The organism is Ensifer sp. LC11 (assembly GCF_001695835.1).
Classification (GTDB): Bacteria; Pseudomonadota; Alphaproteobacteria; order Rhizobiales; family Rhizobiaceae; genus Ensifer.
In genome coordinates, this window is record NZ_MBSO01000034.1 from 244,165 (window position 1) to 264,499 (window position 20,335).

General features: G+C 62.1%; 17 protein-coding genes. 10 read left to right on the forward strand and 7 right to left on the reverse strand.

The window, feature by feature from the left end; translation table 11 throughout:
* Window positions 1-125 precede the first annotated feature (125 nt).
* Window positions 126-635, forward strand: coding sequence for a DinB family protein (locus BBX50_RS22435; RefSeq protein ID WP_065777513.1), 510 nt, complete (start codon window positions 126-128; stop codon window positions 633-635).
* On the opposite strand, the gene BBX50_RS22440 is transcribed toward BBX50_RS22435, so the two are convergent.
* Window positions 621-3,221 (reverse strand): AMP-binding protein, encoded by a 2,601-nt coding sequence (locus tag BBX50_RS22440; protein ID WP_065777514.1) that lies wholly within the window; start codon window positions 3,219-3,221, stop codon window positions 621-623. The two genes, BBX50_RS22435 and BBX50_RS22440, sit on opposite strands and share 15 nt — an antisense overlap.
* A gap of 282 nt (window positions 3,222-3,503) precedes the next feature.
* Between BBX50_RS22440 and BBX50_RS22445 the strand changes: the two genes are divergently transcribed.
* Window positions 3,504-4,583 (forward strand): diguanylate cyclase, encoded by a 1,080-nt coding sequence (locus BBX50_RS22445; RefSeq protein WP_161490845.1) that lies wholly within the window; start codon window positions 3,504-3,506, stop codon window positions 4,581-4,583.
* 4 nt (window positions 4,584-4,587) lie between these two features.
* Here BBX50_RS22445 and BBX50_RS22450 read toward each other — a convergent pair whose 3' ends face one another.
* From BBX50_RS22450 to BBX50_RS22460, 3 genes are all read right to left on the reverse strand, one after another.
* Window positions 4,588-5,040: a MarR family transcriptional regulator gene (locus BBX50_RS22450; protein WP_065777516.1), complete on the reverse strand. Its 453-nt coding sequence runs from the start codon at window positions 5,038-5,040 to the stop codon at window positions 4,588-4,590.
* Window positions 5,041-5,130: 90 nt separating this feature from the next.
* A complete protein-coding gene (locus BBX50_RS22455) occupies window positions 5,131-5,409 on the reverse strand; it encodes a hypothetical protein (protein ID WP_065777517.1) in 279 nt (92 codons plus the stop codon).
* A 146-nt stretch (window positions 5,410-5,555) separates the two neighbouring features.
* On the reverse strand, window positions 5,556-5,843 hold the full coding sequence (locus tag BBX50_RS22460) for a hypothetical protein (RefSeq protein WP_065777518.1): 288 nt from the start codon (window positions 5,841-5,843) through the stop codon (window positions 5,556-5,558).
* A gap of 324 nt (window positions 5,844-6,167) precedes the next feature.
* Here BBX50_RS22460 and BBX50_RS22470 point away from each other — a divergent pair, with 324 nt between their 5' ends.
* The gene (locus BBX50_RS22470) at window positions 6,168-8,057 is read left to right on the forward strand and encodes an ABC-F family ATP-binding cassette domain-containing protein (protein WP_065777520.1); all 1,890 of its coding nucleotides are present in this window, start codon (window positions 6,168-6,170) and stop codon (window positions 8,055-8,057) included.
* A gap of 43 nt (window positions 8,058-8,100) precedes the next feature.
* On the opposite strand, the gene BBX50_RS22475 is transcribed toward BBX50_RS22470, so the two are convergent.
* Window positions 8,101-8,943 carry a GNAT family N-acetyltransferase gene (locus BBX50_RS22475; protein ID WP_065777521.1) on the reverse strand — a complete coding sequence of 281 codons (843 nt, stop codon included), beginning with the start codon at window positions 8,941-8,943 and terminating at the stop codon, window positions 8,101-8,103.
* 230 nt (window positions 8,944-9,173) lie between these two features.
* On the opposite strand from BBX50_RS22475, the gene BBX50_RS22480 reads away from it, so the two are divergent.
* Entirely contained in the window at window positions 9,174-10,100 is a 927-nt protein-coding gene (locus BBX50_RS22480; RefSeq protein WP_065777522.1) for a Gfo/Idh/MocA family oxidoreductase, read from the forward strand.
* A 75-nt stretch (window positions 10,101-10,175) separates the two neighbouring features.
* Here BBX50_RS22480 and BBX50_RS22485 read toward each other — a convergent pair whose 3' ends face one another.
* A complete protein-coding gene (locus BBX50_RS22485; RefSeq protein WP_065777523.1) occupies window positions 10,176-10,625 on the reverse strand; it encodes a DNA polymerase III subunit chi in 450 nt (149 codons plus the stop codon).
* Between the two features lie 29 nt (window positions 10,626-10,654).
* Window positions 10,655-12,142 (reverse strand): leucyl aminopeptidase, encoded by a 1,488-nt coding sequence (locus tag BBX50_RS22490; protein ID WP_065777524.1) that lies wholly within the window; start codon window positions 12,140-12,142, stop codon window positions 10,655-10,657.
* Between the two features lie 406 nt (window positions 12,143-12,548).
* Here BBX50_RS22490 and lptF point away from each other — a divergent pair, with 406 nt between their 5' ends.
* The 6 genes from lptF to rsmA all read left to right on the forward strand — a co-directional run bounded on the left by lptF (window position 12,549) and on the right by rsmA (window position 20,137).
* Complete coding sequence (gene lptF / locus BBX50_RS22495) at window positions 12,549-13,718, forward strand: LPS export ABC transporter permease LptF (RefSeq protein WP_065777525.1); 1,170 nt, start codon at window positions 12,549-12,551, stop codon at window positions 13,716-13,718.
* Window positions 13,715-14,794, forward strand: a complete 1,080-nt coding sequence (gene lptG, locus BBX50_RS22500; protein WP_065777526.1) for an LPS export ABC transporter permease LptG — start codon at window positions 13,715-13,717, stop codon at window positions 14,792-14,794. Before lptF ends, lptG begins: the two co-directional genes overlap by 4 nt.
* Window positions 14,794-17,145 (forward strand): LPS-assembly protein LptD, encoded by a 2,352-nt coding sequence (locus BBX50_RS22505; protein WP_065777527.1) that lies wholly within the window; start codon window positions 14,794-14,796, stop codon window positions 17,143-17,145. Before lptG ends, BBX50_RS22505 begins: the two co-directional genes overlap by 1 nt.
* 184 nt (window positions 17,146-17,329) lie before the next feature.
* Window positions 17,330-18,268: a peptidylprolyl isomerase gene (locus tag BBX50_RS22510; RefSeq protein WP_065777528.1), complete on the forward strand. Its 939-nt coding sequence runs from the start codon at window positions 17,330-17,332 to the stop codon at window positions 18,266-18,268.
* A 13-nt stretch (window positions 18,269-18,281) separates the two neighbouring features.
* Window positions 18,282-19,310 carry a 4-hydroxythreonine-4-phosphate dehydrogenase PdxA gene (pdxA, locus tag BBX50_RS22515; RefSeq protein ID WP_065777529.1) on the forward strand — a complete coding sequence of 343 codons (1,029 nt, stop codon included), beginning with the start codon at window positions 18,282-18,284 and terminating at the stop codon, window positions 19,308-19,310.
* Window positions 19,310-20,137: a 16S rRNA (adenine(1518)-N(6)/adenine(1519)-N(6))-dimethyltransferase RsmA gene (gene rsmA, locus BBX50_RS22520; protein ID WP_065777530.1), complete on the forward strand. Its 828-nt coding sequence runs from the start codon at window positions 19,310-19,312 to the stop codon at window positions 20,135-20,137. The genes pdxA and rsmA overlap by 1 nt, the downstream gene beginning before the upstream one ends.
* Window positions 20,138-20,335 lie beyond the last annotated feature (198 nt).

Consider the following 20,335-nt stretch of genomic DNA (forward strand, 5'->3'; position numbering starts at 1 on the left):
CCGAGCGGTTGCCGGCCCGTTGAACGACAAATCGGGCGCGTCATCAAATCAGTAAATTTCATACCTGATATCAGCCAACGAGATGCGGTTCTGGACTACATTCGCCTCTTTCAAGGAGACTACCGATGCTCGATCATTTTCGTATGTTCGCTGACTACAATCGCTGGGCGAACCGCCTGATCTACGCTGCCGCTGCGCAATTGACCGATGCCGAGCTGCGGGAAAGCCGGGGCGCTTTTTTCGGTTCGTTGCTCGCGACCCTCAATCATATCCTTGTTGCCGACCGCGTGTGGATGAGGCGCTTTACGCAGGAGGGGGACGCGCCGAGCGCGCTCGATGCGCTCCTTCACGATGACCTTCCGGGCCTTGCCGCCGCCCGCGCAACGGAGGACGCGCGCATCATCGCCTGGGTCGGCAGCCTGGATGACGAACGGCTCGGCGCCAAGCTCACCTATACGCCGCTCACCAATCCGATGGTCATAACGCAGAAGCTCGGACCGGTACTCGCGCACTTCTTCAATCACCAGACCCATCATCGCGGCCAAGCGCATGCAACGCTGACGGCGCTCGGCCACCCGTCGCTGGCGCTCGATCTCGTTTATTTCCTCAGAACCGACGGGTCACAGTGGGCGTAGCGGAAAACGCAACGCACCGATGACAAGCGATCGCAGCGGTCGCACCTCGCGTTGCTGCCACTCGGCCATTTTCTTCAGAACGGCGCGCTGGCCGCGCCAGGCGAGCATGCCGAGCGCGATACCGCCAACGATCGACAAAACGGCGAACACGGCCGCAGGCAGCGCCGATTGCAGCGGCAATATCAGCAGTTCAGGAACGAAGCGGTGCAGGATGTAAATGTGGAAACCGGCCGCCGACAGCGGCAGGATGAGTTCGGCCACCCAACGCGGGATGGCGATCCGCGGTCGATAGAGCAGCACCGCCAGAACCGCGATCTGTAGCAGGTATTTGATCTTCGTGCCGATCCAGACGCCCTCGTAAAGGCCAAAGAACAGGAAAGCGCCCGTTCCGGCGACGAGCAGGATCAGGCGCTGCCGCGCCTCTTCGGCAACGGCAGCGCACCAACCGATGACGGCCAGATAGAAAATCCAGGGCAGCGTGAAGATCTGGCGATTGCCGATCGGCCAGAGCAACGGCAAAGCCAGCCTGGCGGCAAGGGCGAAGACCAGCAAGGTCATGCCGGCAACAAAGGGCCTTGCCGAGACGAAGCGCCGCAACGGCGGGATCGCGAAGAGCCCGACGAAGACGAGCATCATCTGGCAGTAGGCTTCGATGAACCAATAGAGATAGGGCACCATCTGCCGGGCTTCCGGCGTTGCAAGGCCAACATTGCCAACAAGGAAGACCGAAGCCCAGGGCACTTCGCCCCAGGCGAGCGCAAAGGCGGCAACGATCAGATAATAGGGCACCAGGATCTGTGCCAGCGGCCGGAGGATTGCCAGGCCGTCTCCCGCCAGAAGCGGCCCCATTTGGAAACGGGCGAGGCTGAAGCCGGCGAGCACGACCATCGCCGCCGAACCACCGGGGATGGGCCACAAGGTCTCGTGGTGCAAGACCACGAGCAGGATCGCCAAGGCCCGGATCACAAGATCCGTACCGATCCGCCGCGTCGTGGTTTCCTGACGCTCCTGAACCGACAACTGCGCGATCGACAGGGTCTCCCAAGCGTCCGGCGCCGCTCCGAGCACCTTTTCAAGGCCAAGCGAGAGCTGAACGAAGCGCAGCGAATCGCCGCCAAGCGACAAAAAACTGTCCGTTCGCTTCACCCTCATGGGATAAAAAACCTGAGCGAAGAGTTCCTCGATGCCGCCGGCATCGCCGGCGCCGCTGGCGGCCGCCTGCCGGGCGGCCATGTTGAGCGCGTTGTAATCGATCTTGCCGCTGGCGAGCCGCGGCATTTCGGCAAGCGGCGTGGCCTTCAGATGCGCAAGCGTCAGGCCACTCGCCTGGGCCAGGAAACGCCTGACCTCTTCCGCATCGCCCCCGCCGCAATAGAAGACATGGAGGCTGGCATCGTCGCCGACGACGGCCGCAGCAATGCCGCGCCTGTCGAGCGCCACTTCCAGCACGTCATGGGCGATCCGAAGTCCGGCAATCTTGGAGATCCGCTTCATCCGGCCGACGATCTGGAACAATCCGTCAGGGTGGCGGGTGGCGAGATCGCCGGTGCGCAACTCGGTAAGCTCGGTACCGCGGCAGAGATCGTCGCGCGTTGTCGCGTAGCCCATCATGACATTCGGGCCGCGATAGACCAGCTCGCCGGCCACGCCGTCCCGGTCAATCGGCTCGCCGTTTTCGTTCTCGAGCACGAGGCTCCCGCCGGGAATGGCCACCCCGATCCTGTCCTCGTTGCCGGCAAGCGTGGTGGGCGGCACATAGGCAATGCGCGCGGTCGCCTCGGTCTGGCCATACATGGCGAAGAAGGCGCCCCCTTGGGCGCGGAGCTGTTCGTTGTAGAGGCGAATGACGTCAGGACCCAACCGCCCTCCGGCAACGGTCATGAAGCGCAAATTCGGAAAGCGGCGCTCGCGAAACCCCACCTTCTCCAAGAGCTCGTAGGAATAAGGCACGCCCGAGAGGTTCGTGCAGCCGCTCGCAGCAAGGCCATCGAGAAAACCGCCATCGAGGATCGATCCGCCGGGAACATAGAGACTGGCGCCGACCGCCAGGTGAGAGTTCAGCACCGACAGGCCGTAGGAATAGTGGAGCGGCAGAATGAGACAGCCGCGATCATCCGCTGTCAGCCCGAGATAGCAGGCGATGGAAGCCGCATTCGTCGAGACGTTAGTCTTCGACAAGCGGACCGCCTTGCCGCAACCGGTACTGCCCGACGTCGAGAGCATCATCGCCAGTTCGGGATGCAGCACCTCGCCGTGTTGCCGCAGATGCTCGGTGCGCCAACGAGCGTCGATACGGCGAAAGGCATAATCGGGAGCGAAGGCCTCGACCCAGGATCCGATCGCACCGCTTCTCGGCGCCTGCATGGCAACGGCATGCCCGGCCTTCAGAGCGGCGAGATAGGCGACGATCGCATGCTCGCACAGTTCAGCCTCGATCGACACCAATGCGCGCGGACCGCTGAAGGCGAGCGCCTGACGAGCGACCCGCTCGCTAAGTTCACGATAGGTGACGATCCTCTGCCCGGGAAAGACCAGCGCCGGGCGGTCGCCCCAGTTCGCCAAATTTCCAATGAACGAGAGGGACATCGTCTAACCGCCACTGCCAACCCCGGGTCACAGCCCGATTTAGTCGCGCGGCATATAATTGGTGACTAAAGGCGTCAAGTATAAACACGGGCTAAAATAAGGACTCAAGGTCGCATCGACGATGCACGGTTGCGCCTTTCCGCGGATGATTGGAATTCAGCAACCATACCGGGCAGGAAACGCCAGCGGCCTGAAATCTTCAGACTCCCTTAAATGCGACTTCCCATAGTGACCCCAGCTTTGAGACAGACTTCCGACACCGTCACCAGGGGCCATGACCGAATGACCAGGCAAGTTCCAGCGGACGCCAGCCGATCACAGGCAAGGCAAGCGGCGATCATTCTGAAGGTGGCACAGGCGATGGCCAAGCACGGTGTCGCTGCCCTGCCCCGCAACTATGAGCTTTTCTACGAAGCACTGTCCGGCCGCCTGCCGCAGCTTTCGGCGGAGCTCGCCGCGCTCGGCCCGAACCCTCAACAGGATGCCCTGGACGCGCTGGGCCTCAAGCATCACCTCGTCGCGCACGCAGCACTCGCCGCTGACAGAGCCCGGGCCGCGGCCCAGGAGGCGCTTGCCGACATCGCCGGCATGCTGAAGCTTGCCCTGGCGCATAAGCGCGTTTTCAAGGACGAACTCGAGCAGTTTGCCGATCGGCTCGCCACCGATCCCGTTGCCTCCCTTTCTGAATTCGCAGGTGACGCGACGCGGTTGCGCGATGCAGTCGGGAAATTGACCAGCGAAGAAGGCGCACTGCAGCACGTCCTGGAGACGAGCGTGCAGCGCTTCGCCGAATTCGAGGGCGATCTGGCTGAAAGCCGCCGAACGCTTACCCGCGACCCTGTCACCGGTCTGCCGAACCGCCTGGCGCTGACCGCAAAGCTCGACGCCATTCTCGAAACCGGCCATGTCGATCAGCCGCTTGCGCTGCTTTTCGCCTCCGTCGAAGGCCTTCGCGAGATAGCGGAGCAGCACGGAGGCGCCGTTGCGGCAAAGGCGCTTGCCAAACTCTCGGCGCTGTTTCGCAAGTCAATCAAAAGGAATGATTTTGTCGCCCGCATCGGCCAGCAGGACTTCGCGTTCCTCTGTCGCGATGTCAGCGCCGAGAACGCCGAGGCCATTGCCCGGCGTCTGCGGCAGTCGATTGGGGAGTTGCGGATCGCCCTGCCCGGTCGGGCGCATACCGCCGAGACTCTCTCGCTTGTGGCGGGTGTCACCATGGTACAGCCGACATCGACGAGCGCCGATCTGCTGACCCAGGCTGAACTGGCGCTTGTCGGCGCCCGCAGCGGTGCTGGCATCCTCAGCTATTCGTCGGCACTCGGCCGCAATCACACAAGAACCTACGGCCACGCCGCCGCCTGAAACGTCAAGCGGCAACCGGCTGGCGGTTTTCGTCGATCTCGGACGCCCTCTCGCGCAGACAGCCAAGCAGACGAAAGAGTTCCGTTCGCTCGCAATCGTCGAGCGCGGAGAACAATTCATCGATCGTGCGATGACGCGGCTGCAAGGCGGCTTCCAGCGCCTGCCGGCCGCGACCGGTGATCGAAATGATCTTCGCGCGGCGGTCCTGCGGGTCCGGTTCACGCACGACCATGCCGTCCCTCTCCAGCCCGTCGATCGCCTCGGTGACGGTCCTCGCCGCAAAGCCGAGCGCCGATGCGATGTCGGCGCAGCGACAGGGGCCAAGCGTGTTCAGATAGAACAGGAACTTGCTGCGCGCGAGCGAAACGCCTTCCTCCGACATCGATGCGTTCACCAGGCGATGAACGCAGTGATAGAGCTCGAAGAGCCGCTCGGCGACTTCGACTTTTTCTGTCATGGCAATGTACCTCATTGTGGCAACGCCAAAACGAAACAACCCGGCCCCGCTTGGCGGGACCGGGTTGTTCGGTCAACCGTCTGGCGTGACTTATTGATCGTTTTCGTCGGTCGTGCCGAAAGCCTTGGCGTGACCGTTGGTGATCGCGCCGGTCGCTGTCGCGTCGACGGATCGGTCGTCGATACCCGCATAGTAGTCGCCGCGGCTGGCCGAGCTTGCAGAAGCTCCGGCACCAGCGGAAGCCTCGGCGCGTCCGGTAAAGAGCGGCGTGGAGCTCACGCCCTCATAGTAGCTGCCGCCGGCAATGGCGGCAGACGCGCCGCCGAGCATGGCGGCCGCAACGAGGATCGCGGCAATGGGCGTCTTCATAGGTCTGTTCCTTGGTGGAGATGGCAGATTGGGGGCTGAGCCCCACATAGGCGATTGGAAAGTCGCCTCTTAGGATCTCGACGTTGATCGATCAAATCCCCTGAAACGGGGTGCGGGCTGAAACCCGCACCCCTTCGTCATCGCGATTAGCGGGAAAGGCCCTGGTAATATTCGCCTTCGCCGCCCGTGACGCTCTTCGGCGCGACGCCATAGTTCACCACCGAACCGGTCTTGGTGCGGTCGACATAGCCGGCCTCAGAATTGCCGATGGTGAAGGACGACTTGCCGGTGACGGCGGACGTCCGTTCGGTGTAGAGCGGCGTCGGGCTTGCGCCTTCATAATAGCTGCCGCCTGCAAAAGCAGCGGACGCGCCGCCAAGGATAGCGGTTGCAACGAGGGCGGCGGAAAGAGCAGTCTGGATTGCAGCTTTCATGGTCTTCACTCCTGGGAGGCTCGTTCGCTAGAACGAGGTTTCATCAAAATGGTCCGTGGCCGGATCGGTCGTCCCTCGGAACGCGGGGCCTTTGCCAATAGCGTTCAGTCGATCGAGGCGGTCAGAAGAGCGTTCCCCGCCCTTCCGTTTATGAGATGGTCCCTCACGATGAGGATGTGTAGTATCGAATGCCGGAACACCTTGTTCAAAAATCGATAACAATGAACTCTTGAAATCGCGGGCCGCCACCTGCGGTTAGGCAAGGCGAATGCGGACGAGATCACGCCTCTTGCCTTCCCGGCCAAGTCCGGGCAAAAGGCCGCAATGATCCAGATTTCCGGCCTTTCCGCCCGCATCGCGGGACGTCTCCTCATCGAAAACGCATCCGTGACGCTTCCGGCGGGCACGAAGGCCGGGCTTGTGGGGCGAAACGGGGCCGGCAAATCGACGCTGTTCCGCATCATTACCGGCGAACTCGCATCCGAGGCCGGCAGCGTTTCCCTGCCGAAGAACGCCCGTATCGGCCAGGTGGCCCAGGAGGCGCCCGGCACCGAGGAACCGCTGATCGAGATCGTGCTGAAGGCCGACAAGGAACGCTCGGCGCTGATCGCCGAGGCGGAGACCGCCACCGACCCGCATCGAATAGCCGAGATCCAGACACGGCTTGCCGATATCGGCGCCCACTCGGCGGAAGCCCGCGCCGCCAGCATCCTTGCGGGCCTCGGCTTCGATCATGAAGCGCAGTTGCGCCCAGCCTCCTCCTTCTCCGGCGGCTGGCGTATGCGCGTGGCGCTGGCAGGCGTGCTCTTTTCCGAGCCGGACCTGTTGCTGCTGGACGAGCCGACCAACTATCTCGACCTTGAAGGCACGCTGTGGCTCGAAGACTATATTCGCCGCTATCCGCACACCGTCATCATCATCAGCCACGACCGCGATCTGCTCAATACGGCGGTCAACGCCATCGTTCATCTCGACCAGAAGAAGCTCACCTTCTATCGCGGGCCCTACGACCAGTTCGAGCGGCAGAAGGCGGAAGCCGATGAGCTGCAGATGAAGGCGAAAGCCAAGAACGACGCGGCACGAAAACACCTTCAGAGCTTCATCGACCGTTTCAAGGCCAAGGCAACCAAGGCCCGCCAGGCGCAAAGCCGCGTGAAAGCGCTGGAGCGCATGGGCACGATTGCGGCCGTAATCGAGGATCATGTCCAGGGCTTTTCCTTCCCCGATCCGGAGAAGGAAGCGGCCTCACCGATTATCGCCGTCACCGGCGGCAGCGTTGGCTATGAACCGGGCAAGCCGATCCTCAAGCGGCTCAACCTCAGGATCGACACCGACGACCGCATTGCGCTGCTCGGCTCGAACGGCAACGGCAAATCGACCTTTGCGAAATTCATCTCCGGACGCCTGACGCCCGAGGCGGGTGAGCTAAAGATCGCGCCGAACCTCAAAGTCGGCTTCTTCGCCCAACATCAGCTCGACGACCTGATCCCAACCCAGAGCGCGGTGGAACATGTGCGCCGGCGCATGCCGGAGGCGCCGGAGGCCAAGGTGCGTGCGCGCGTGGCGCAGATGGGGCTTGCGACGGAAAAAATGGAGACCCCGGCAAAAGATCTCTCAGGCGGCGAGAAAGCACGGTTGCTGATGGGGCTTGCGGCCTTCGACGCGCCGAACCTCCTGATCCTCGACGAGCCGACGAACCATCTCGACATCGACAGCCGCAACGCGCTGATCACTGCCCTCAACGACTATTCCGGCGCGGTGATCCTGATCTCGCACGACCGCCACCTGATCGAGGCAACCGCCGACCGGCTGTGGCTGGTGCGCGACGGAACGGTGACGAGCTATGACGGCGACCTTGAGGACTATCGCAGTCTGATCGTTGGCGGCCCCAAGCCCAAGGAAGAAAAGGCCCGGCCGAACGGAGCCGACGACAGCCTGTCGAAAGCGGATCAGCGCAAGGTCAACGCCGACAAGCGCGCCTCACTGGCGCCGCTTCGCAAGAAGATCAATGAAATCGAGTCCTTGACCGGAAAGCTGGAGAAACTGATTCAGGCACTTGATGTGGAACTTGCCGATCCGGCACTCTACGAAAAATCACCCGCGAAGGCGGCCCAGAAGGCCAAGGAACGCTCGGACGCTGCGGCAAAACTCGCGCACGCTGAAGAGCAATGGCTCGAGCTTTCCTCAGAATACGAAGACGCGATGGCCGGCTGACAGTCACCAGCCGATGTCGGGCGACCTGATATCGGTTTTCCGCCTATCCCAGTTCGAACGTGGTGATGCCGTAGACCCGCGCGAGCGGCAGCCCCGGATCCGGTCCGCGATACATGCGCGCCGTTTCGAATACCGGCTTCAGGTTGTAGCGATCGCACAGCGCCCTGGCCGAAGCGTTCGGCTCAGGAATATCGAGATAGATCTCGCTGCCGCTGGCAGCAGAGGCGAGTTTGCGAAAGACCAGATCGGCGCCGGTCTCGGTGTCGGAAAAGAGCGGGCCGATCTTGAAACCGCTGCGGCAGGCCCGGATCGTTCCATAGGCCACAACCGCACCGTCGCGCAGCAGCAGGACGCTGCGCCGCCCATCGCTCACCTTCAGCCATTCGCGAAGGAAGGCGTCACGTCGCGCCGGAACGAAGCGGCGATCGTATTCGAGCAGCAGCGGCATGTGAACCGGCGCCACTTCCAGGAGGTCGGTACCCGGTGGCTCGACAACGTCGATCATGCCGCCGTAGCGGATGTTCGCATGGGCATAGGCGAAACCGGACCGGCGATAGTTCTCCCGTTGCGCGACCACGCCATCCAGCCCCACGATCCGGCCTTCGGCCGAAGGCAAAACCTGTTGCCATAGCTTCGTGCCGATCCCTTTGCCACGCAGATCCGGCCGGGTGATGTAGAAGCCGAGAAAGGCGTAGCTTTCGTCGTATCGCACGAGCGAGATGGCGCCGGCGGGCCCGTCCTCCGCCTCCGCTATCCAGTAGCCTTCGCTGTCAGCCGCCCAGAAGGGGGCTGCATCGCCAAGGCCCGGGTTCCATCCCTCCTGCGCCGCCCACTCGATCATGAGGTCGAGTTCGGCACGGCTGGCGTGACGGATTTGATGCTGCATCGTCCACTCCTCATCTGCGGTCAGATCGCCCGTTCGTCGCTCCGGCTGACGAAACGAAAAGGGCGCGTCCGCCGGTAGAGCTAGCGCAGCCGCGCTGCGAGGGAATGATCACAGCTGTCGATTTCCAGCGCGTTGTTGTCCTATGGTGAACACCGATCGCCGGCGCTTGCCCCCTTTGCGCAATCTGCTACAAGAGCCGACAATAAGTCATACTAATCGAGCGGAACACCATGGCCCCCATCAAAATTGCCCTCGTCGGCATCGGCAAGATCGTTCGCGACCAGCACCTGCCGGCAATCGCCAAGAACAATGACTATCAGCTGATCGCCGCCGCGAGCCGGCATGGCACGGTCGACGGCATCGACAACTTCAAATCAATCGAGGCAATGCTCGAGGCGGTGCCGGCAATCGAAGCGGTCTCGCTCTGCATGCCGCCGCAATATCGCTACGAGGCGGCCCGCGCAGCGCTCGACGCCGGCAAGCATGTGTTCTTGGAAAAGCCGCCGGGCGCGACCCTCAGTGAAGTCGCAGACCTTGAGGCGCTGGCGGCATCGAAGGGGCTGTCGCTGTTTGCGAGCTGGCACTCGCGTTATGCCCCGGCGGTGGAAGCGGCAAGGTCCTTCCTGGCGGCAACGACGATCGAGGACGTCAAGATCATCTGGAAGGAAGATGTGCGGCACTGGCATCCTAACCAGGAGTGGATCTGGGCGGCGGGCGGTCTCGGCATTTTCGACCCCGGCATCAACGCGCTGTCGATCGTCACCCATATTCTGCCCCGTCCGCTGTTCGTGACCTCGGCCATCCTCGAATTCCCCGAGAATCGCGATGCGCCGATCGCCGCCAACATCACATTTACCGACGGGCTGAAGCTGCCGGTCTCTGCCGAATTCGACTGGCGCCAGACCGGCAAGCAGAGCTGGGACATCGTCGCCCGAACTGCGGCGGGCGAGATGGTGCTTTCGGAAGGTGGGGCCAAGCTCGCAGTGGACGGCAAGATCGTGCACCAGGAGCCGGAACAGGAATATCCGATGCTCTATCGACGCTTTGCCGAGATCGTCAAAGCCGGAACATCCGACGTCGACCTGGCGCCGCTGCGTCACGTCGCCGATGCCTTCATGCTCGGCAAGCGCAAATTCGTCGATGCGTTCCACGACTGAGATTTCGACCGAGGCAAGAACGAACAAGGCCCGCGGCGATCGCCGCGGGCCTTGTTCGTTCCAAGCTTTGCAAGCTCAGGCTTTCTTTTCCCACCGGCCGTCGCGGTTCTGCTGCCAGTAGGTGAGGTTGTGCCCCTCCCCCTTCAGCCGTTTCCAATGACCGCGCGCGCCTTCGAGCTGCTCCTGATCGTAGCCGTCGAACATGAAGACGATACGTTCATAGGCCGAGACTTCGGGCGGGTTGGCGCCATCGATGACGAAACGCACCGTCGCTGCGTTGGCGTTGCCGTCATCGGCCACCAGCAACACCGGCTGCTCTGCTGCAAAGTCGCCGGCATCCGTGCCATGCGGCAGGAAGCTCTCGTCCCGGTAGACCCAGAGGTGCGTGTCGAGCGCGTCGCGCCGCTCGGCATTGATGGTCTGCACGACCACGCGCCAGCCGCGCTCGACGCTCTTGTCGAGCAAGGGCGGCAGCGCGTCCTCGAGCTTTGATTCCGTCAGGTGGTAGAACAGGATCTCGGTCATGCCGATCTCTTCACGCCCGGCACAACCGGTCAGGCCTCGTAGCTCGCTCGCACCAGTTCATCGAGCAGCCGCACGCCAAAGCCCGAGCCCCAGGACTGGTTGACCTCGTCGGTCGGCGCGCCCATGGCGGTGCCGGCGATGTCGAGATGCGCCCAGGGTGTGTCCTTGACGAAACGCTTCAGGAACTGCGCCGCCGTCACCGCGCCACCGTGGCGGCCGCCAGTATTCTTCATGTCGGCGAACTTGCTGTCGATCATCTTGTCGTATTCCTTGCCGAGCGGCATGCGCCACAGGCGCTCCTGCGTCGCGATACCCGCGGCGAGAAGCTGTCCCGCGAGGCGATCGTCGTTCGAGAAGAGGCCGGCATGGTGGGTCGCGAGCGCAACCATGATCGCGCCGGTCAGCGTCGCGAGATCGATGATCGCCTGCGGCTTGAAGCGGTCGTTGCAGTACCAGAGGGCATCGCAAAGCACGAGCCGACCCTCGGCATCGGTGTTGATCACCTCGATCGTCTGGCCGGACATCGAGGTCACGATGTCGCCCGGACGCTGGGCGCTGCCGTCAGGCATGTTTTCCACAAGGCCGATAATGCCGATGGCGTTGACCTTCGCTTCGCGCGCGGCAAGCAGATGCATGAGACCAGTGACGGCGGCGGCACCGCCCATGTCGCCCTTCATTTCCTCCATGCCGGCGGCCGGCTTGATCGAGATGCCGCCACTGTCGAAGACGACACCCTTGCCGACGAAGGCGAGCGGACGCTCCTTAGACTTTCCGCCCTTCCACTGCATGATGACGAGCCGTGGCGGGCGGGTCGAGCCCTGTGCGACGCCGAGAAGCGCGCCCATGCCGAGCTTCTTCATTTCCTTTTCCGTGAGGATCTCGACCTCGACGCCAAGCTTTTCCAGCTCTTTCGCCTTGGCGGCAAATTCGACCGGCCCCAGAACGTTTGCCGGCTCGTTCACCAGATCGCGCGCCAGAAAAACACCTTCAGCAACCGCCTGCGACGTCGCGAAAGCCTTCTTGGCTGCAATGACGGTCCCGGTGACGATGGTGACCTTCGTCGGCTTTCCGGACGACTTCGCCTCGTCGTCGGCCTTCTTGGTCTTGTAGCTGTCGAAGCCGTAGGCATTCATCTCCATGCCGAGGGCGAAATCAGCGGCGGCCTTGCCGGTCACCTGGACTTCGGGCGCATCGATGAAGACAGTCACCTTGTCTGCCGAACCGAGCTTCGCGGCGACCGCGCCGCCTGCTTTCAGCCAATCGTGATCGGTCAACGCATCCGCCTCGCCAAGTCCGAGCACGATGATTCGATCCGCGGGCGAGCCGTGTGGTGCAAGGATGTCGAGGCTCGAGAACGCCTTGCCGGTGAACTTCTTCACCTTGGCTGCCTTGGCGACCACGTCCTGCGGGTCGGCGACGTCGGCACCGGCCGCCACTTGTGCACCCGACGCCTTGAGAAGCACGGCAACACCGCCGCTCGGCCGGTGGGATTTGGCAAAGGTGAACTCAAACTTCATCGAAAACTCCGGATACTTCTTGTCGGCGCTACCCCTGAAAAGGTCGAGGACACGGGCGCCAGGTCAAGGTGGTCGAGGCCGCGACGCGTCCAGCTGACACGGCAAGGCCTCCGGCGATCCGCCCTGTTACCGGGCGGTTACAGTGTCAAATATTCGCAACATTCGCCACCGTCAAAGCTGTGGCCGGCACCCTTCTCGCTTTTCAACCGCTTGGCAAGATGCCCGCGGATGTTTACATGCGGTTAACCGAGGTTCTTCGCCTTAAATTATCCGCGTTGCTTCACAATTTGAGGGACATGGAGAGCGGGCTAGGAACCGGGCTTCGGTTTGGCGAACACGGGCGTAGCCCGGCTCGACACCGCCGCCGGAACAGAAACATGAGCAGGATTTTGGACCGGATACGGGCATGAAGCTGATCGAACGCTACATCTTCCGGCGTGCCGTGATCATGTTCCTCGCGACACTTTTGCCCTTGCTCGGCATCACCTGGACGACGCAGGCACTTACCAACGTCAACCTGGTCACGGACAACGGCCAGTCCGTCCTCGCTTTCGCCAAGGTGGCGACCCTGATCCTGCCGTCCGTCATCACGATCATTCTGCCGTTTGCGCTGGTCATCGGCGTTACACAGACGCTGACGACGATGAACACCGATTCGGAGCTGACCGTGCTCAACGCCGCCGGCAGCTCGCGCATGGCGATCATCCGGCCGGTGATCTTTCTTGCAGCAGGTCTCAGCGTGCTCTCCTTTGCGGTCGACAACTTCGTCGAACCCTATTCACGCGTCGCCCTGCGCAAGATGCTGGCAACGGCAAATGCCGACCTTCTATCGTCGGTCGTTCAGGAAAATACCTTCCGCAAGGTTGCCGACAATCTGTACGTTCAGGTCGGCGGGCGGCGTGCAGGTGGCGTGTTGCAGGGCATCTTCGTCGCCGATTCGCGCAACCCGTCCTTCGAGCTCGTTTATTATGCGCGCGAGGGCGCCATTGACGAAAAAAGCTCGGCGCTGGTGATGAAGGACGGCGAAGTGCAACGCAAGCTGCCCGACGGCAGCGTGTCGATCATCAAGTTCGATTCCTATGCCTTCGATCTCGCCGACATGACCAAGACGACGCGCGAGGCGACCATTCGGGCAAAGGATCGCGATCTGCCCGGCCTCATCAACCCGGACCCCAACGATCAGGTCTACAAGAACAACCCGCTCGCCTTCACCGCCGAGCTCAATCGCCGCTTGACGGAATGGACCTTTCCGCTGCTTTTCGGCCTGATTGCACTCGTCTTCAGCAGCGACGCGCGCTCCCATCGCGAGGCTCGTGTTCATCCCATGGTAAGTGCGCTCGGTACCGCTCTGCTGATCCGCTGGATGACATTCTATGCCGGCAACAGCGCCGAGGACTCCGTCTGGTTCGTACCGTTGATGTATGCCGTGCCGCTGGTCGCGGGCGCGCTCTGCATTCACCAGCTCATCAGCAACAAGCGGCTCGACATTCCGATGACCGGACAGGAAAAACTGCAGGAGCTTCTGGTTCGCCTGCGGCTGATACGGCCTGACGCCGAGAAGGGACAGCCGTCATGATGGGCACGCTCGGCCGTTACTTTTTCATGCGCTACGTGGTCACCACGTTCTGGTTCCTCGTCGGCATATTCTCGCTGATCTTCATCATCGACTTCAGCGAACAGGCGAGCCGTCTGGCGAACCTGCCGCACTACACGCTGACGGGCGCTCTGTTGATGACCGCGCTGCGGATTCCGTTGATCCTGCAGCAAACGATCCCATTCGTGGCGCTCTTTTCAGCAATGGCAGCGCTCATCTCGCTCAACCGGCGCTACGAACTCGTCGTGACCCGTGCGGCAGGTATTTCCGTCTGGCAGTTCCTGCGTCCGTTCATCCTCGGCGCCTTCCTGTTTGGCGTGCTGGCAGTCGTGGCACTCAACCCGCTCGCGGCCTGGGGAACGAAGCGCGGCGAGGCCCTGCTGGCGGAGTGGGGCTCCTCGCGATCTGCGGACGCCGGATCGATCCCGTGGCTCCGGCAGATCTACAACGGCACCGATACGATCATCGGCGCGCGCTCGGTTCAGGACAATGGCACGACGCTTCTCAACGTCACCGTCATCCACTTCGATCCACAGGGCTCGATCATTCTGAGACAGGATGCGGCATCGGCGAAACTCGAAGATGGTTACTGGCTTCTTAACGACGTAACGGAAACGCGCAACGGGCAGCTTCCGCAGCGTTTGAAAACAGCACAACTCAGCACCAATTTGAAGGCGGAGTTTGTTCAGGAACGTCTTGCAAAGGCTGATTCCATTCAGTTTTTCGACCTGCCGCGCAAAATCGAAGTGGCTCGCTCCTTCGGTTTTTCGACCAACGGCATGGAAACTCAATTTCACTCAATGTTGTCGCTGCCGCTGTTGCTCGTCGCCATGACGCTGATCGCCGCTTGCGTGTCCCTGAAATTTAGCCGGTTTAACCAATCGCGCTCCGTAATTCTCGGTGGCATCCTCTCAGGCTTCGTGCTTTATGTCGTCACCGTGCTTGTCAAAGCATTCGGGAGCAGCGGCATTGTGCCTCCTTTCGTTGCAGCCTGGTTGCCAGTTGTTGTAGCGATGGCGCTGGGCTCGACGATTCTATTAAATCAGGAGGATGGCTAGTGGCGGTAGTGAACCGCAAACGTGTAAAGCTGATCAACGCTGCCCTGCTTGCAGGCGTGGCGCTGCAGACACTTGCCATGGGAATGAGCGCGCCTGCAATGGCGCAGCAGACTTCGGACCGCCTCGAATCGTTGCGACCGAACATGCCGGAAGATGCCAAACTTCTTCTTTCCGCCAATGAGCTCGTCTACAACAAGGACGCCGAGAAGGTCATCGTGCGCGGCAACGTGCAGATTGACTACGGCGGCTACAAAATGGTGGCCCGTCAGGTCGAGTACGACCAGAAGTCGGGCCGCATCCACGCCATGGGCGAGATTCAGCTCATCGAGCCAGGCGGCAATGTCGTCTATGCCGACAAGATGGATGTCACCGACGACTTCGGCGACGGCTTCGTCGAAGCATTGCGAATTGAAACCACCGACCTGACCCGGCTTGCCGCGACCAGCGGCGAACGGCGCAACGGCGAGGAATTCATCCTGAACGAGGCCGTCTACACGGCCTGCACGCCCTGCACGACCAAGCCGGAACACCGCTCGCTGTGGCATATCAAGGCGCAGCGCGTCGTGCAGAACGGCCGCACGCGCACGATCCGGCTTGAGAATGCGCGTTTCGAGCTGTTCGGCAAGCCGATCGCCTACATTCCTGTCATGGAGCTGCCCGACCACACGGTGAAGCGCAAGAGCGGCTTCCTGTTCCCGCAGTTCCGCTCGGCACAGAAGCTCGGTATCGGTGTTGGCGTCCCCTATTACTGGGCGATTTCGCCCCACATGGATGCGACGGCGACGCTGACGGGGCTTACCAAGCAGGGCTTCCTGCTTGAAGGTGAATTCCGGCAGCGCTTCCACAACGGCCTTCACACGCTGCGTTTTGCTGGCATCAGCCAGCTCGACCGGACCCAGTTCACTCCCGGCACCGTCGACGCGCTCGAAAAGCAGCGTGGCATGGTGGCGTCGAAAGGCGACTTCCAGATCAATCCGCGCTGGAGCTTTGGCTGGAACGTGCTCGTCCAATCGGACAACAACTTCGCCAAGACCTACGAGCTGTCGGATTTTGACGGAACGACCTACATCAACCAGGCGTACTTGACCGGTCTCGGCAAGCGGAACTACTTCGACCTGCGCGCCTTCTACTTCGACATCCAGGACGCAGATCCGAACAGCATTGCCGAGAACCAGCAACCGACCGCGCAGGTCCTCGACTACTCATACAAGGCGCCCGAGCCCATTTTGGGCGGAGAGCTTTCCGGCACCCTGAACTTCACCAACGTCAAGCGCAACCGACTTGATCTCAACGTCGTTCCCGGTGTCGTCAACCGTTTCCGCGGGCTTGAAGGCACGTCTCACCGCCTGACCGGCGAGCTCGAATGGAAGCGCACCTTCATTGCTCCCGGTGGGCTCGTTATCACGCCGCTTCTCGCCGCGCGTGGCGACGCCCTCGGCCTCAACATGGATAACCCTGGGCCAGCCTATACCGGCGACTACAACACGAGCGACGCCGCGACACGGCGTATGCTGACAGCCGGTCTCGAGGCGCGCTATCCGATCCTGTTCGTTGGTGAAGACAGCAGCCATGTGCTCGAGCCGATCGCCCAGCTCTACGCGCGCCCCGACGAGCAATACGCCGGCGGGCTGCCGAACGAAGACGCCCAGAGCTTTGTGTTCGACGCGACGAACCTGTTCGACCGCGACAAGTTCTCAGGCTTCGACCGGATCGAAGGCGGCACACGCGCCAATGTCGGCATGCGATACACCGGGACGTTCGATAGTGGTTACGGCCTGCGCGGCATCGTCGGCCAATCCTTCCATCTCGGCGGCCTGAACTCGTTTGCGACCGACGATTTGGTCAAGGCTGGTGCGAATTCTGGTCTGGAAACCAAGCGTTCCGACTATGTCGCCATGGTTGGCATCGACGCCCCCTCCGGTCTGATGGCGAGCCTTTCCGGCCGCCTCGACGAAAAGGACCTGGCTCTGCGCCGAGCCGATGCGACCGTCGGCTACCTCGGCATGACGTGGCAGGCGGCGATGACCTATACGCGCATCGAAGCGCAGCCGCTTTATGGCTCGCAGGTGGATCAGGACGAAATCCAGACCGCTGCCGCCTACAAGTTCCATGATTATTGGTCGGTCTTCGGCGCGATCACCTACGACATCAACAAGGACGTCATCTCGCGCAACGGCTTCGGCATTACCTATGACGATCAGGACACCCTGTTCTCCATCGTCTACAAGCAGGAGCGCGATACCGACAGCACACTGGCGAACGACTGGTCGATCGGTGCCAGAATCAGCTTCCGTACGCTCGGCGACGTCAATGTCGGCGACACCAAGTTCGAAGAGCTGGACTATTACTGATGTCATTAGTCGAATGGGCGAGCCTGGCGTTCGCCCATTCGCGGAGATCGTTGCCGTCAATCGGTCTTGTCATCGTTTGGCCGCATGTATTATGCATTCCCTCCGACAAGATAAGGCAACGGCGCAACGGCGGCAGGCGGGCAAAGCCTGTCGACGATGATTGTCCGGAAAACAGGAAAAGATAATGGGCGGGAAAATGTCGATCTTGAGGACGCTTTCGGCACTGGCTCTGGCCGGGACGCTGAGCATGGCTGTGTGCGCCGGTGCGCAGGCGGCAAGCCAGGTCAAGGTAACGGTCAACAACACGGTGATCACCTCAGGCGACATAGCCAAGCGGGTGGCTTTCCTGCGTCTGCAGCGGCAGAAGGGCGGCGCAGACGAAGCCAAGAAGCAACTCGTCGACGAAGTCCTGAAGCGCGCAGAGATCGCCCGCATCGGCCAGTCCGTCAGTACCCAGGAAGTCGACGCGGCCTATGCCCGCTTTGCTGCCGGCAACAAGCTTTCGACCGAGCAGCTCGGCAAGATCCTCGATCAGGCCGGCGTCGGTGCCGAACACTTCAAACAGTTCATCGCTGTACAGATGAGCTGGCCGCGCGCCGTCAATTTTCGCTACGGCAGTTCCAACCGGCTCCAGGGAGCCGATCTCGTCAAGCGCATGATGGAAGGCGGCGGCCAGAAGCCGGTGACGACCGAGTATTTCCTCCAGCAGGTGATCTTCGTCATTCCGGAAAAGAAGCGCGGCGCGATCACGGCGAAGCGGCAGGCAGAAGCCAATGCTTCGCGGTCGCAGTTCCCGGGCTGCGAAACCTCCAAGGCGTTTGCCGCCAACTATCGTGACGTTTCGATCCGCAACCTCGGCCGCATGCTCGCCCAGCAGCTGCCGGACGAGTGGAAGCCGTTGATCGAGAAGGCTAGCGAGAACGGTACAACCGGGACCCGCGTGACCGAAAAGGGTGTCGAGTACCTGGCGATCTGCAAGAAGCGTGAAGTCAACGACGACACGGCCGCCGAAATCGTCTTCCGCGCCGAGGATATCGGCAAGAAGAAGGCCGATGGCGAAGATCCGAACAGTGAAAAGTACCTCGAGGAATTGCGCAAGAAGGCGCAAATCGTCAACAAATAACCACGACGGAAACATGCGCGAAACAACCGGCGGGCCCCTCGCCCTGACCATGGGCGACCCGGCCGGCATCGGGCCGGACATCAGCCTTTCGGCATGGCTTGGCCGTCGCGACCATGCGACGGCGCCCTTCCTTTTCATCGGTGACCCTTCTGTGCTTGCCGCACGGGCATCGATGCTGGGCTACACAGTGCCGGTCCGGGAGACGGATTGTGGCGGAGCGCTCTCGATCTTTGAAACGGCGCTGCCGGTGCTGCCGCTCGCCTGCCCTGCCCCGGTCACGGCAGGCGATCCCGATACCACCAACGCCAGCGCCGTCATCGGTGCGATCGACACGGCGGTGCGGCTCGTCACCGCCGGTGAAGCGTCCGCCGTCGTAACCAACCCGATCGCCAAGGCGGTCCTTTATGATGCCGGCTTCCGCTTTCCCGGCCACACCGAGTATCTGGCAGATCTCGCCGAGAAGGCGACCGGGCAACCGGTCCTGCCTGTGATGATGCTCGCAGGGCCGAAGCTGCGCGCGGTGCCTGTCACCATCCACATCCCGCTGAAGGACGTGCCGGCGCAGTTGACGCCGGACCTCGTCTACCGCACCTGCGCGATAACGGCGGCTGATCTGCGCAACCGCTTTGGGCTCGGACACCCGCGCCTCGCAATCGCCGGGCTCAACCCACACGCTGGAGAAAACGGTGCGCTGGGCCTTGAGGACGACGCGATCATCCGTCCGGTCGTCGACCGGCTGCGTGCCGAGGGGATCGACGCGGTCGGACCGCTACCGGCCGATACGATGTTCCACGATCGCGCCCGTGCCAGCTACGACGTGGCGATCTGCATGTATCACGACCAGGCATTGATCCCGGCCAAGGCGCTCGGCTTCGACGACAGCGTCAATGTCACCCTCGGCCTTCCCTTCATCCGCACATCGCCCGATCACGGCACGGCCTTCAGCCTTGCCGGCAAAGGCATCGCCCGTGACGACAGCCTGCGGGCGGCACTCGATCTTGCCGCGACACTTTCGGCCAACATGCCAGGAGACAGCCGCTGATGGCCGCCCTTGACGGTCTCCCTCCCTTGCGCGACGTGATCCAGCGCCACGGTCTCGATGCCAAGAAGGCATTGGGCCAGAACTTCCTGCTCGATCTCAACCTCACACAGAAAATTGCCCGGACCGCCGGCTCCCTCGAGGGGGTGACAGTCATCGAGGTCGGCCCCGGACCGGGTGGCCTGACGCGTGCGATCCTCGCTCTCGGGGCCAAGAAGGTGATCGCGATCGAGCGGGATTCGCGCTGCCTGCCAGCGCTTGCCGAGATTGGCGCACACTATCCCGGTCGGCTGCAGGTGATCGAAGGCGACGCGTTGAAAACGAACTTCGAGACACTCGCCGACGGTGGGCCGGTCAAGATCATCGCGAACCTGCCCTACAATGTCGGCACGCAGTTGCTGGTCAACTGGCTGCTGCCCCAACTCTGGCCACCCTTCTGGCAATCGCTGACGCTGATGTTCCAGCGTGAAGTGGGCTTGCGGATCGTCGCCGAGGCGGATGATGATCACTACGGGCGCCTCGGCGTGCTCTGTGGCTGGCGCACACGGGCACGTATGGCCTTCGACGTGCCGCCGCAGGCCTTCACCCCACCGCCCAAGGTGACGTCGTCCGTCGTCCATCTGGAGCCGGTTGAGAGCCCAATCCCCTGCTCGGTTGCGGCGCTCGAAAAGGTGACGCATGCCGCCTTCGGCCAGCGCCGCAAGATGCTGCGCCAGAGCCTGAAGCCGCTCGGTGGTGAAGCCCTGCTTGCAAAGGCCGATATCGACCCGCAACGGCGTGCCGAGACGCTCTCGGTGGACGAATTCTGTCGCCTGGCAAACTGCCTCTAGCCTGCCGATCGCGGCCAACCGGGCAAAGCATGGGACGGTTCGAAAATGGCTCCCGAAGGAGCCATTCTTTTCTGATATCGCTAAAGCATCGTACGTTTAATCAGACGCATACCCTGCCGCCTTGAGATAGTTCCAGCACTCGGTTCTGTTGAAGAGGTTGCAGATGGACCCAAGGGCGTTTGAGAGCGTGTCGAAGGT

What these genes read in the sequence shown, in the direction of transcription:
- BBX50_RS22475 (WP_065777521.1), bottom strand. Translation starts at nt 8,943, where the DNA reads ATGCAGCATCAAATCCGTCACGCCAGCCGTGCCGAACTCGACCTCATG.
- rsmA (WP_065777530.1), top strand. Translation starts at nt 19,310, where the DNA reads ATGGCCGCCCTTGACGGTCTCCCTCCCTTGCGCGACGTGATCCAGCGC.
- BBX50_RS22510 (WP_065777528.1), top strand. Translation starts at nt 17,330, where the DNA reads ATGGGCGGGAAAATGTCGATCTTGAGGACGCTTTCGGCACTGGCTCTG.
- BBX50_RS22445 (WP_161490845.1), top strand. Translation starts at nt 3,504, where the DNA reads ATGACCAGGCAAGTTCCAGCGGACGCCAGCCGATCACAGGCAAGGCAA.
- pdxA (WP_065777529.1), top strand. Translation starts at nt 18,282, where the DNA reads ATGCGCGAAACAACCGGCGGGCCCCTCGCCCTGACCATGGGCGACCCG.
- lptF (WP_065777525.1), top strand. Translation starts at nt 12,549, where the DNA reads ATGAAGCTGATCGAACGCTACATCTTCCGGCGTGCCGTGATCATGTTC.
- BBX50_RS22460 (WP_065777518.1), bottom strand. Translation starts at nt 5,843, where the DNA reads ATGAAAGCTGCAATCCAGACTGCTCTTTCCGCCGCCCTCGTTGCAACC.
- lptG (WP_065777526.1), top strand. Translation starts at nt 13,715, where the DNA reads ATGATGGGCACGCTCGGCCGTTACTTTTTCATGCGCTACGTGGTCACC.
- BBX50_RS22470 (WP_065777520.1), top strand. Translation starts at nt 6,168, where the DNA reads ATGATCCAGATTTCCGGCCTTTCCGCCCGCATCGCGGGACGTCTCCTC.
- BBX50_RS22435 (WP_065777513.1), top strand. Translation starts at nt 126, where the DNA reads ATGCTCGATCATTTTCGTATGTTCGCTGACTACAATCGCTGGGCGAAC.
- BBX50_RS22455 (WP_065777517.1), bottom strand. Translation starts at nt 5,409, where the DNA reads ATGAAGACGCCCATTGCCGCGATCCTCGTTGCGGCCGCCATGCTCGGC.
- BBX50_RS22440 (WP_065777514.1), bottom strand. Translation starts at nt 3,221, where the DNA reads ATGTCCCTCTCGTTCATTGGAAATTTGGCGAACTGGGGCGACCGCCCG.
- BBX50_RS22490 (WP_065777524.1), bottom strand. Translation starts at nt 12,142, where the DNA reads ATGAAGTTTGAGTTCACCTTTGCCAAATCCCACCGGCCGAGCGGCGGT.
- BBX50_RS22485 (WP_065777523.1), bottom strand. Translation starts at nt 10,625, where the DNA reads ATGACCGAGATCCTGTTCTACCACCTGACGGAATCAAAGCTCGAGGAC.
- BBX50_RS22450 (WP_065777516.1), bottom strand. Translation starts at nt 5,040, where the DNA reads ATGACAGAAAAAGTCGAAGTCGCCGAGCGGCTCTTCGAGCTCTATCAC.
- BBX50_RS22480 (WP_065777522.1), top strand. Translation starts at nt 9,174, where the DNA reads ATGGCCCCCATCAAAATTGCCCTCGTCGGCATCGGCAAGATCGTTCGC.